Annotated in this window: 13 protein-coding genes; 4 read left to right on the forward strand and 9 right to left on the reverse strand. The window is 40.6% G+C overall.

All coding sequences use genetic code 11. The annotated features are described in order from the left end of the window. Positions 1 to 162: 162 nt before the first annotated feature. Complete coding sequence (gene gpt, locus AABS66_RS09970) at positions 163 to 627, reverse strand: xanthine phosphoribosyltransferase (protein ID WP_206084762.1); 465 nt, start codon at positions 625 to 627, stop codon at positions 163 to 165. A 439-nt stretch (positions 628 to 1,066) separates the two neighbouring features. Between gpt and pepD the strand changes: the two genes are divergently transcribed. Beyond that, positions 1,067 to 2,527: a beta-Ala-His dipeptidase gene (pepD, locus tag AABS66_RS09975; RefSeq protein ID WP_206084761.1), complete on the forward strand. Its 1,461-nt coding sequence runs from the start codon at positions 1,067 to 1,069 to the stop codon at positions 2,525 to 2,527. A gap of 46 nt (positions 2,528 to 2,573) precedes the next feature. Here the strand turns inward: pepD and dinB are convergent, their stop codons facing one another. Beyond that, positions 2,574 to 3,629, reverse strand: coding sequence for a DNA polymerase IV (gene dinB / locus AABS66_RS09980; protein WP_430224883.1), 1,056 nt, complete (start codon positions 3,627 to 3,629; stop codon positions 2,574 to 2,576). A 287-nt stretch (positions 3,630 to 3,916) separates the two neighbouring features. Between dinB and AABS66_RS09985 the strand changes: the two genes are divergently transcribed. From AABS66_RS09985 to AABS66_RS09995, 3 genes are all read left to right on the forward strand, one after another. Further along, positions 3,917 to 4,813: a glycerophosphodiester phosphodiesterase family protein gene (locus AABS66_RS09985; protein ID WP_430224884.1), complete on the forward strand. Its 897-nt coding sequence runs from the start codon at positions 3,917 to 3,919 to the stop codon at positions 4,811 to 4,813. A gap of 183 nt (positions 4,814 to 4,996) precedes the next feature. Then, positions 4,997 to 5,353 (forward strand): hypothetical protein, encoded by a 357-nt coding sequence (locus AABS66_RS09990; RefSeq protein WP_206084758.1) that lies wholly within the window; start codon positions 4,997 to 4,999, stop codon positions 5,351 to 5,353. A gap of 170 nt (positions 5,354 to 5,523) precedes the next feature. Further along, positions 5,524 to 5,889, forward strand: a complete 366-nt coding sequence (locus AABS66_RS09995; RefSeq protein ID WP_272539828.1) for a hypothetical protein — start codon at positions 5,524 to 5,526, stop codon at positions 5,887 to 5,889. A 139-nt stretch (positions 5,890 to 6,028) separates the two neighbouring features. Here the strand turns inward: AABS66_RS09995 and nqrM are convergent, their stop codons facing one another. The 7 genes from nqrM to AABS66_RS10030 all read right to left on the reverse strand — a co-directional run bounded on the left by nqrM (position 6,029) and on the right by AABS66_RS10030 (position 12,039). Then, positions 6,029 to 6,256: a (Na+)-NQR maturation NqrM gene (gene nqrM / locus AABS66_RS10000; protein ID WP_206084756.1), complete on the reverse strand. Its 228-nt coding sequence runs from the start codon at positions 6,254 to 6,256 to the stop codon at positions 6,029 to 6,031. An 18-nt stretch (positions 6,257 to 6,274) separates the two neighbouring features. After that, a complete protein-coding gene (locus tag AABS66_RS10005; RefSeq protein ID WP_272539827.1) occupies positions 6,275 to 7,306 on the reverse strand; it encodes an FAD:protein FMN transferase in 1,032 nt (343 codons plus the stop codon). 242 nt (positions 7,307 to 7,548) lie between these two features. Beyond that, a complete protein-coding gene (gene nqrF, locus AABS66_RS10010) occupies positions 7,549 to 8,775 on the reverse strand; it encodes an NADH:ubiquinone reductase (Na(+)-transporting) subunit F (RefSeq protein WP_206084754.1) in 1,227 nt (408 codons plus the stop codon). A 15-nt stretch (positions 8,776 to 8,790) separates the two neighbouring features. After that, positions 8,791 to 9,387 carry an NADH:ubiquinone reductase (Na(+)-transporting) subunit E gene (nqrE, locus tag AABS66_RS10015; RefSeq protein WP_206084753.1) on the reverse strand — a complete coding sequence of 199 codons (597 nt, stop codon included), beginning with the start codon at positions 9,385 to 9,387 and terminating at the stop codon, positions 8,791 to 8,793. A gap of 4 nt (positions 9,388 to 9,391) precedes the next feature. Next, positions 9,392 to 10,021, reverse strand: coding sequence for an NADH:ubiquinone reductase (Na(+)-transporting) subunit D (locus tag AABS66_RS10020; RefSeq protein ID WP_047756757.1), 630 nt, complete (start codon positions 10,019 to 10,021; stop codon positions 9,392 to 9,394). Continuing rightward, positions 10,014 to 10,808 (reverse strand): Na(+)-translocating NADH-quinone reductase subunit C, encoded by a 795-nt coding sequence (locus AABS66_RS10025; protein ID WP_206084752.1) that lies wholly within the window; start codon positions 10,806 to 10,808, stop codon positions 10,014 to 10,016. The genes AABS66_RS10020 and AABS66_RS10025 overlap by 8 nt, the downstream gene beginning before the upstream one ends. Then, the gene (locus AABS66_RS10030) at positions 10,801 to 12,039 is read right to left on the reverse strand and encodes an NADH:ubiquinone reductase (Na(+)-transporting) subunit B (protein WP_430224885.1); all 1,239 of its coding nucleotides are present in this window, start codon (positions 12,037 to 12,039) and stop codon (positions 10,801 to 10,803) included. The genes AABS66_RS10025 and AABS66_RS10030 overlap by 8 nt, the downstream gene beginning before the upstream one ends. Between the last annotated feature and the right edge of the window lie 4 nt (positions 12,040 to 12,043).

The raw sequence follows: 12,043 nt of genomic DNA on the forward strand, positions 1-12,043 counted from the left end.
CTGAATGGAACCCAAAAATAAGGGGAATGCACATAATGCACTCCCCAAATTATATCGTGTTTATCTCAAAAACTTTAGGTATTAATGTGTTCTCGTCATCAATAAAATCCATAAGACTTTATTATTACAATATTTTTACCTAACGCTAAGTGACAAACAGATTTATTTATCTTGTTCACACAAAGGTTTAACAAAGACAACGCCCATATCCCAAGGCTGTTCAATCCATGTATCTTGTGGAATATCAACCACATAGTCATCAACTAATGGACGCCCTGCAGGTTTTGCAAAAATGGTCACGAAGTGAGCTTTTGGATACATATCACGGATCGCTTGGGCTGTGCCGCCTGTATCGACTAAATCATCAATAACGATAAAGCCTTCACCATCGCCTTCTGCGCGCTTGATAACCGTTAATTCACGTTGGTTATCATGATCATAGCTAGAGATACAAACGGTATCAACGTGACGAATACCCAGTTCACGTGCAAGAAGTGCACCTGGAACAAGTCCACCACGGCTAACCGCGATAATACCGGTCCATTGTTCTACTGGTAATAAACGTTGTGCGAGTTTACGGGCATGTATTTGCAACATATCCCACGTTACGACATATTTTTCGCTCATAAAATTCGGGTCCCGACTGCTGAGTAAATCTGAAATGTGTCTTGCGGAAAAAAGGTTGCGCGAGATTATAGTGATTCGGCGCGCTAAAAACCAGTAAAAAGCATCATTCGCCATTAATTATTATCATTTACACTGTCCATTATTCAAAAGAAAGTGTTATCCTGATTTTATAAAAGAGGCGGCCTTTAATTCGAAACTTCAGGCTGTTAGGTCATAATTACAGCAATGTCCCTTTTAAAAATTGAAGCTGAAACTCGCGTTGACTGTCAATCGGCTGCTGTCTAGATGATTCAGGGAATTTTCCCTAAATAGTTCAAGTTATAGCTAGGCGGCAAATGAACAAATCCGAGGAGCATACATTAGTATGTGACGCAGGTTTGTGAGTGTAGCCAACAACGCTATAGCTTGAAATATAACGGGAAAATCATAGGAGATAAACGTGTCTGAATTATCCAAACTATCCCCCCAACCACTGTGGGACATCTTCGCTACCATCTGCTCTATTCCACATCCTTCGTACCACGAAGAAGCCTTAGCAGCACATATCGTTGATTGGTCAAAACAAAAAGGCTTCCACGTTGAACGTGATGAAGTCGGCAATATTTTGATCCGTAAACCAGCGACTGCTGGCTACGAAAACCGCAAAGCCGTTGTGCTGCAAGCCCACTTAGACATGGTGCCACAAAAAAATAACGATACTGTGCATGACTTTAAAGTTGACCCAATCCGCCCGTATGTGAACGGTGAATGGGTAACTGCTGAAGGGACGACATTAGGTGCCGATAACGGCATTGGTTTGGCTTCTGCACTGGCTGTTTTAGCTGATGATAGCGTTGAACACGGTCCAATGGAAGTGTTGCTGACCATGACCGAAGAAGCTGGGATGGAAGGCGCATTTGGTCTGAAAGCAGGCTGGTTACAAGCAGATATCTTAATCAATACAGATTCCGAAGAAGAAGGCGAAATCTACATGGGGTGCGCTGGTGGTGTTGACTTCACAACCACTTTTGACCTAACTCGTGAAGCATTACCACAGGGTTACCAAACCTTTACCTTGACCTTAAAAGGCTTAAAAGGTGGTCACTCGGGTGGTGACGTTCATTTAGGTTTAGGCAATGCAAACAAACTATTAGCACGTTTCCTTGCTGGCCACGCAGAAGATCTCAGCCTAAAACTATTAGAGTTTAAAGGTGGTACAGTACGTAATGCCATCCCACGTGAAGCACACGCCATTATTTCTGTTCCAGCAGATAAAGTTACTGAACTGACTGCATTAAGAGCTCGTTACGAAAGCATCCTGAAAAATGAGTTAGCGGTTGTTGAACCTAACTTAGTGCTGTTGTTAGATGAAACACAAAGCGACTTAAAAGCACTGTCTGATGACTGCCAACAACGCTTTGTTTTCTTCTTAAACGCTGCGCCAAATGGCGTTATCCGTATGAGTGATGTCGCAAAAGGTGTTGTTGAAACCTCACTGAATGAAGGCGTGGTACGCATGACGGAAGACAAAGCAGAGATTATCTTCCTCGTCCGTTCACTGATTGATAGCGGTAAAAACTACGTCGTTAACATGCTAACTTCTATCAGTAAATTAGCGAAAGCACAATACCGCGCAGAAGGTAGTTACCCAGGTTGGCAGCCAGATGCTGACTCTGCAGTAATGCATTTAGTGAGCGAAACCTATAACAAATTATTTGGTAAAATCCCGAATGTGATGGTGATCCATGCTGGCCTTGAGTGCGGTTTATTCAAAAAACCTTACCCAGACATGGACATGGTATCCATTGGGCCTACCATTCGTGGTGCTCACTCGCCAGACGAACGCGTTCATATCGCCAGTGTTGGCGAGTATTGGAAACTGTTAACTGCGGTGTTAAAAGCGATTCCAGTGAAAGGTTAATCTACTAATACTGAATAAAATGCTCATCCTTGTGGTGAGCATTTTTTTAAAGTTCAAGTAATAACTGCCGCTCTAATTGTGGGCTTTGCAGCATCACATGTAGCCCCACTAACCTAACGCCTCGTTTTAACCGACGATTCTCCCAAACTTGCTGTGCGAGTTGCACTAAGTCTTGCTTATTTAGAATGGGATACACATGTTCTTGTGTTGTTTGTTGGAAATCCGCAAACTTAAATTTAACACCTTGGCGTGCAATACGCAGATCGGGTTTTACCTTGGCTAAACGGAGCTGTAGCTCATCATACAGTTTATCTAACAGTAGCAGACAATCATGCCATTCATGGATATCTTTAGCGAGCGTACGTTCAACTCCCACCGATTTTCTAAGTCTATCCGGGTTGATGGAACGTTCATCAATACCATGGCAACGTTCCCAAAGTACCTGCCCAAATTTACCCATACTTTTGATCAGGGTGACCACATCATATTTTTGCACATCACCACAAGTTATCAGCCCCATATCAGCCAATTTTTGTGACGTTACCTTACCCACCCCGGGGATCTTTCTAAGGGGCAAATTAAGAATGAATTGATCCATATTTTGTGGTGTGATCACGAATTGCCCATTTGGTTTGTTCATATCTGAAGCAATTTTGGCCAAGAATTTAACGGGTGCGATCCCCGCAGAAGCTGTCAGTTGGAGCTCATCAAAAATTTGTTGGCGAATAGCCTCTGCAATAAGCGTTGCAGAACCATGTAACTGCGAACAATCAGTCACATCCAAATAAGCTTCATCAAGAGAAAGTGGCTCGATAAGGTCGGTATAACGCGCAAATATTTGGCGAATATGAAGGGAAGTTTCTTTATATAACGCCATATGCCCTGGGACGACTTTAAGGTGCGGGCATAACCTAAGTGCGACGGCTGTAGACATGGCACTGTGAACACCGTAGCGGCGAGCTTCATAATTTGCGGTACTAATGACCCCTCGGCGATCAGCACTTCCTCCCACCGCAATAGGTACATTGCGTAGGCTTGGGTCGTCACGCATTTCTATTGCCGCATAAAAGCAGTCCATATCAATATGAATAATTTTACGCACGAGCTAGCCCTGAAAATCAAACACCTGATTAAATATACAGTGTTTTTATTAGCCATGCAATTAATGTCCCTTTTCCTAAAAGCTGTTTAATAAAAAAAGGGTTAACTTAATGATAATTAACTCATTCATCTTACTGCAACAATCATCTGCCAAGCTCATTAACTGACGACTCAATTTAAAGTTCGTCTTAAAAACAAGTAGAAATACTTAATTTTATATAAAAACGTAATAAAAAGGGTTATTTCCCCAACAACAATACTTTGACAAATTATTTATGGATCACACCTATGGCAATTATATCAACATCAAAATATATTCAATTTATGGCAACACTCGTACTCTTGCTTGCAAGTCAGACCGCTTTCGCTTTATCACCTAAAATTGTTGCTCACCGAGCAGGAACATCTGACGCCCCAGAAAACACAATTTATGCCATCGATTTAGCAAAAGAAAATAAAGCTGATGCGATTTGGCTTACCGTACAGTTGAGCCAAGATAATCAATTGGTTCTATACCGCCCAAGCGACCTTGATTCGTTAACAGATAAAAAGGGGAATGTGTCCGCTTATACTGCTGAGCAACTGAGTAAAATTAATGCAGGCTACCAGTTCAGTAAAAAACATAATCAACAGCTTCCATTACAAAAGACCACCATCAATACCTTAGAAACTATTCTACAAAAATACCCTGATACCACTTTTTATATTGATTTAAAATCGCCTGATGCCAACCCTGACGTTCAAGCAAAAGCAATTCTGGCGCTTTTAAATAAAACCAACACATTCAATCAGGTACGCTTTTATTCCACCAATGATGAGTTTTTAACAGCACTTAAATCTCTTTCAGCAAAGATACCGCTATTTGAAAGCCGCGATGAGACCCGTACTATGTTGGCAAATATTGTGATGAACCATCAATGTTCCGTGGAAAATGACACCACGAAAACGCGTTGGTATGGTTTTGAGCTACATCGTAAAGTCGAAGTCGTCGAGAAATACACTTTAGGTGAAGCACGTTCACCGGCTACCCTTTCATGGGATAAAGAAGCCATCAACTGTTTTAGAAAAAATGGCAATGCCTATATCATTGTCTTTGGCGTTAATACTGACAATGACTACCAACTCGCAAAAGAAATTGGTGTGGATGCTGTAATGGTTGATTCACCTAAAGCATTTAAAAAATAATCCACTAACATTACCTAAGCTATTGTTACTTTATTAATAGCTTAGGTATTAAATTATATCCTAAAAGTATTTATCTCTTTTCATCAATTAATAATAATTGTTCTTAATTTACCTCTATATAAAACTTGATATATTTAACCCACCCAAAAATTCCATTTAAAATAAATTAAAAAAAGGTTTTATATGTCAAAATTTGGAACAATGACTGTCGAAAATTATTGGAATGAAACATTAAGAAAAATTGAAATACACTATCATAATAGTGATAACCCCTATGATAGTGTCTTTATATTTTATAATCTAGGAGACACCACATCTAGCTCTAATTCATTCTCTTACTCAACAACAGGTAAAAGTGCTTGGAAAGCTAAAATTACAACGAAAAATAATGAACTGTGGAGTAGTGGTGACTTTTTACCTTGCCAAATTAACAGCAGTGATAATGGGAAGGTTACGATTAGATTTGATGGCAATACAAAAAGCATGCATGTTAATTACCCTGTCTCTGCTTCATGTGCTAAAAAAATGCAGCTAATTTAGACCATATAATAGAAAAATAAGATAACAATAGCGTATTTTAAATTATCTTAATTTAAAAATAAAACTCATCTTATTTCTATTATTATTTATTCTTAGCTAAGAATACGTCAATTTAATTACATTCAAAACTCTATATTAAAAATAGAGTAAATTTATATTAAGAGGTTAATATGGTAGCTCCATTAGGTTTAGTCACTGTTGAAAATTATTGGAATGAAAACATCAAAGAACTTGAATTAGTCATTAATACATCTGATTTTATGAAAACCTATAAAGTTTTTAATGATATAAAAGATAAACAAGTTTTAAAGGATGCCTATAGTTTTGTTTTTTCCTATGGAAAACAAATATCTTGGCGAGTCACGTTTATAACAGAAAGCGGTGAAACTTGGGGTAATGGTTCATTTCTTCCTTGTAACTTCGCTACCTCAGATAATGGGAAAGCAATCATAGGTGTTAATGGTGATTCCAAACGCTTGTATGTTGCCTTTCCTTCATCTAGTTCTTGCTCAATGGCTTTAACACGGATGTCATGAAGTTGTTTATGACTTATTCTTAGTAAATATTGATTATATTCTTGCTCATACAAGATAAAATAATATGTGGAGATGTCTAATAATTATGTTTAGACACCTCCAACTGATTACTAGTTATACAACCACTAAATATTACTATTCAAATAATACGGTTTTTATCCAGTATTTTTTGGCGGGCTTCTTCACGAGCCATACGTTTTTTACGTGCATCGCAAGGCTCAGGGCAATCACACACCTTTTCAACACCAATACTGCTTAACCCGCCACAGCTACCTTGAATACTCTTACGTTTAATAATGTACCCAAGCGACATGCCTAAAAAGGCCAGTAAAAACAGTACAAAGGCAGCAATAAAAACATTCAGCATTCCTTTATCCTCCTACAACTACTGTTTTTTGGTTAAAAACGGTTCGAATGCCTTAGTATAACGCTCTTCGAAACCTTTATCTGTCTTAACAATCATAAAAACAGGCACATTCATTTTCTCAGCTAAAGCAAAGCCCGCTTCTGGACCTAAAACATTTAGCCCAGTTGATAAGCCATCTGCACTCATACAATTGTCTGCGATCACAGTGATAGACACTAGGTTATGCGTAATTGGCTTCCCTGTTTTGGGATCAATGGTATGAGAGAAACGAATGCCATCTTGTTCAAAATAATTACGATAATCACCTGATGTAGCAATAGAACGGTCACCTGGTTCAATAATTTCTTGTGCTGTTTGGCTCAAACCATCCGTTGATGGTTTTTCAATAGCAATACGCCATGGCGCGTCTTTGCCATTTTTACCTTTCGTGCGCACTTCGCCACCGATATCGACCATATAGTTATTGATACCCTGTGACTCTAAATATTCAGCAACAACATCAACACCATACCCCTTAGCAATAGAAGACAAGTCAACATATAGCTCTGGAATGGTTTTAATCAAGTTGTTATCTTGTACTGAAAGTTTTTCAATCCCGACCCATGCACGGCGTTTGGCGAGTTCTTCATCTGAAGGTGTTTTCGTCACACGACCTTCTGGCCCAAAGCCCCATAAATTCACTAATGGCCCAACAGTCACATCCAAAGAACCATCCGTCAGTTTATTAATTTCAATGGCCTTACTTACCACTTTTGCTGTCGCCGCTGATACAGGAAAAGGGGTATTCACTTCCTTGAATTGGTTAAAACGACTTAATTCAGAATCTGGACGATAGGTTGACATCTGGTCGTTAACTTCCTCCAAACGCTTATCAACTTCAGCTTGAATCGCTTCAGGTTTTTGTTCTGAAGAATCAGTGACATATTTTACAGTATAATATGTCCCCATTGTTTGCCCCTGCAAATTTTGTTGCTCTGGGCCACCACAAGCGGTCAAGAACAGCGCAGCAACAAACAACAAGACTGAGGTATAAATTTTTTTGTTCAGCATAATTTTCTCCGCGTCAATCATGAGCGCGTATTGTTAGATTCGCTCAGACTATTAACACACTTTACATCGTCACCCATGCAGAGAATGTTCAAGTCAAAATAACTCTCAACCTATTAATAACCAATAAAATAATTAGCAACTAACGGTATTAATATAAATAATAAAGAGGGAAAATTTTTCCCTCTTTATTTGATAACTGTCCGTACTTTACTTGGTAAGTACAATAAAGCCAATAAAATTAGTTAACCACCGAAATCATCCAGTAAGATATTTTCATCTTCAACGCCCAAATCTTTCAGCATTTTGATCACTGCAGCATTCATCATTGGTGGTCCACACATATAGAACTCACAATCTTCAGGTGCAGGATGGTCTTTCAAATAATTCTCATACAGAACATTATGAATAAAGCCTGTATAGCCATTCCAGTTATCTTCTGGTAATGGATCTGAAAGTGCTACATTCCACGTAAAGTTTTCATGTTCTGCCGCCAACTCATCAAAGTCTTCTGTATAGAACATTTCACGAACAGAACGCGCACCATACCAGAAACTGATTTTACGTTTTGAATCCAAACGGCGTAATTGGTCGAAAATATGGGAACGCATTGGTGCCATACCTGCACCACCACCAATAAAGACCATTTCAGCGTCCGTTTCTTTCGCAAAAAACTCACCAAATGGACCTGAAATTGTCACTTTATCACCGGCTTTTAATGACCAAATATAAGATGACATGATCCCAGGTGGAACGTCAGGATTACGTGGTGGAGGTGTTGCAATACGTACGTTCAGCATAATAATACCGTGCTCTTCAGGGTAGTTAGCCATTGAATATGCACGCACCGTTGGCTCTTTAACCTCAGAGACATAACGGAACAAATTAAATTTATCCCAATCTTCTCGATACTCCTCAGGAACATCAAAATCTTCATATTTTACAATATGTTCTGGGCATTCAATCTGAATATAACCACCAGCACGGAAAGGAACGACTTCGCCTTCTGGAATTTTCAGTTTTAATTCTTTAATGAAAGTCGCTTTATTATCATTAGAGATAACTTCGCACTCCCATTTTTTCACACCAAAAATTTCTTCTGGAAGCTCAATTTTAAGGTCTTGCTTCACGTTAACTTGGCAGGCTAAACGACAGCCATCTTTGGCTTCACGTTTATTTATGTGCGAAAGTTCAGTGGGTAAAATATCACCACCGCCCTCTTTGATTTTCACACGGCACTGACCACATGAACCACCACCACCACATGCAGAAGAAACAAAAATACCTTGGCTCGATAACATGCCAAGCAATTTGTCACCCGCAGGGGCTTCAAAGCTTTTATCAGGATCGCCATTAACTTCAACTTTGATGTTCCCTGTATTGACCAACTTGGATTTTGCAAACAAGATTAAACCTGTCAGCACCAAGACAATCAGGGTAAACATCACTACACCTAGAATAATAATTTCCATGAATTCTTCTCGCCTTTATAGCTGCACACCGGAGAAGGACATAAAGCCCAATGCCATCAAACCGGTCGTCACAAAGGTGATACCTAACCCTTTTAGACCTGCTGGGATATCAGAGTATTTCATCTTCTCACGGATAGCAGCCATCAATACGATAGCAAGCATCCAGCCGATTCCTGAACCAAACCCATAAACAATGGATTCACTAAAGTTATAATCACGCTGAGCCATGAAAGAAACGCCACCAAAAATTGCACAGTTAACGGTAATCAATGGCAAGAAGATACCTAATGCGTTATACAGCGATGGAAAATAACGGTCCAAAATCATCTCGAGGATCTGAACCAGCGCCGCTATCACCCCAATAAAGGTAATAAAATTTAGGAAGGATAAATCCACTCCTTCGGCTATCGCACCATCACGCAGCACAAGGTTGTACACCAAGTTATTGGCAGGAACAGAAATTCCAAGAACGACCGTAACGGCAATCCCTAAACCAAACGCGGTTTTCACATTCTTCGATACCGCAAGGAATGTACACATCCCCAAGAAGAAGGCTAACGCCATATTCTCAATAAAAATGGATTTAACAAATAGGCTTATATAATGTTCCATTTGATTAATCCTTCTCTACTTGAGCGGGTTTCAGGGTACGTAACCCCCAAATCAGCATGCCGATAATAAAGAATGCGCTTGGAGCCAGTAAGAACAGGCCATTTGGCATGTACCAACCACCGTTTTGCAGTGATTCAAATACGGTGATACCAAACAGTTTACCCGAACCAAAAAGCTCACGCAGGAAACCAACTAAAACAAGGATGACACCGTAGCCAAGGCCATTACCAATACCATCCATAAAGCTTTCAATCGGAGGTGATTTCATGGCATAAGCCTCTGCACGCCCCATGACAATACAGTTAGTAATGATTAAGCCAACAAATACTGAAAGCTGTTTTGATATCTCATAGGCATAAGCACGCAATATTTGGTCCACCACAATAACCAGTGAAGCAATGATGGCCATTTGCACGATAATACGCACACTGCTTGGGATGTAGTTTCGAATCAATGAGATAAAAAAGTTGGAAAATGCAGTAACCAGTGTCACCGCAATGGTCATCACCAACGCTGTTTCTAGTTTTGTCGTGACGGCTAATGCAGAACACACACCCAACACCTGTAAGGCGATTGGGTTATTATCGAATAGCGGCCCAAGTAGGACGCGTTTTACTTCTTTTGAATCAGCCATTATTCAGCGCTCCTTCACGTACTTTTTTCAGGAACGGACCAAAGCCGTTGTCACCTAACCAGAAATCAAACATGTGCTGAATACCGTTTGATGTCAGCGTCGCCCCCGAAAGTCCATCGATACCATAAGGGCTATCGGTTGCACCACTACGCACAATTTTAATTGCTGGGATACCTTGTTCATTAAACAGTTTTTTACCTGGCCATTGCGCTTTCCACTGCGGGTTATCCACTTCCCCACCCAACCCTGGTGTTTCACCATGTGCGTAGTAAGTGATACCTCGAGATGTCACACCATCAACATCAACCGCAATAAAAGCGTACATAACTGACCATAAGCCTGAACCGTAAACAGGTAAAATGATTTGCGAGACTTTGCCAGAATCATCTTTTACCAAGTAGATTTCAGCACTATTCGCACGACGACGAATTTTCGCAATATCTTCCTGCGGTGAAAGTGCAATACTCGTTTCATCACTACGCAGTTCATCATTTAACACAAAACGCCCAGTGCTATCAGATAACTCATTTGTTTTGAAGTTTAAAAGCTTAGGTTCGATACGCTCGCCATACACTTTCTGCACTTCTTCTGCGCTCATTTTCGGCGTTGAAAGCCCCGCAACACTCAAAATATTACGTTGAGTATCTAATTGAATTTGTTCCTGTTGCTGTGGTTTTAACCCAACCGCGGCCCCAGCAACAATAATTGAACACACGAGGCATAGAATAAACACAACAAGAAATGTTCTGCCGACGCCATCGTTATTGATTGTTTTTTCATTAGCCACGAGCTTTTCTCCGCTTAATATTTGCCTGAACGACCAGATAGTCAAACAGAGGAGCAAACAGATTGGCGAACAGGATAGCCAGCATCATCCCTTCTGGGTAAGCTGGGTTAACCACCCTGATAAGAACACACATTACGCCGATCAGAATACCGTAAGCCCATTTACCTTTATCTGTAAATGACGCGGATACAGGGTCTGTCGCCATAAAAATCATACCGAATGCAAAACCACCTAACACCATATGCCACCACCATGGCATCGCAAATAATGGGTTGGTGTCTGAACCGATAAGATTAAACACATAAGACATCGCGATCATGCCTAGCATCACGCCAGCCACAATACGCCATGATGCGATGCGAAAGAACATAATCAGCGCGCCACCGATAAACAGCATCAGTGTCGATACTTCACCGATAGACCCAGGCATGTTACCTAAAAACGCTTGCATCCATGTAATAGGTTCGCCACTCACGGTATTCATCAGTGCGTGCTCACCGCCCGTTGCCCATTGGGACAATGGCGTTGCACCTGAAAAACCATCCGCCGCAGTCCAAACTAAATCGCCCGAAATTTGTGCAGGGTAAGCAAAGAATAAGAATGCACGACCCGCTAATGCAGGGTTTAAGAAGTTACGCCCTGTTCCCCCAAAGATTTCCTTCGCAACAACCACACCAAAGGTAATCCCTAGTGCAGCCTGCCATAGTGGAATTGTAGGTGGAACAATCAATGCAAATAAGATGGATGTGATGAAAAAACCTTCGTTGATTTCATGGCCGCGGATCATGGCAAATAAAACTTCCCATAACCCGCCAACCAAGAAAACAACTGCATAAATAGGAAGAAAATACACTGCACCTAGCAGCATTTTACTTCCCCATCCCGCGTCCATCGACAATGATGCGCCTAAGAACTGCGCTAAGCTGTAATGCCAATCACTCGCAATAATTTGCTGTAATTCAACACCACTATATAGTTGATGTAATGCAGGGATCGCTTGATTTCCCACATTATACATCCCCCAGAACATCGCTGGAAAAACGGCGAGCCACACCAAGATCATCATACGTTTAAGATCGATAGTATCTCGGACATGAGAACGACCTTTAGTGACTGTACCTGGCGTGTAGAAAACAGTCGAAACTGCTTCATACAGTGCATAGTATTTCGCTAACTTTCCACCGGGCTCAAAATGGTGCTCATATTTTTCAAATAAATGTTTCAGACCCATGGAA

It is taken from the genome of Providencia sp. SP181, assembly GCF_050446505.1.
Classification (GTDB): domain Bacteria; phylum Pseudomonadota; class Gammaproteobacteria; order Enterobacterales; family Enterobacteriaceae; genus Providencia; species Providencia vermicola.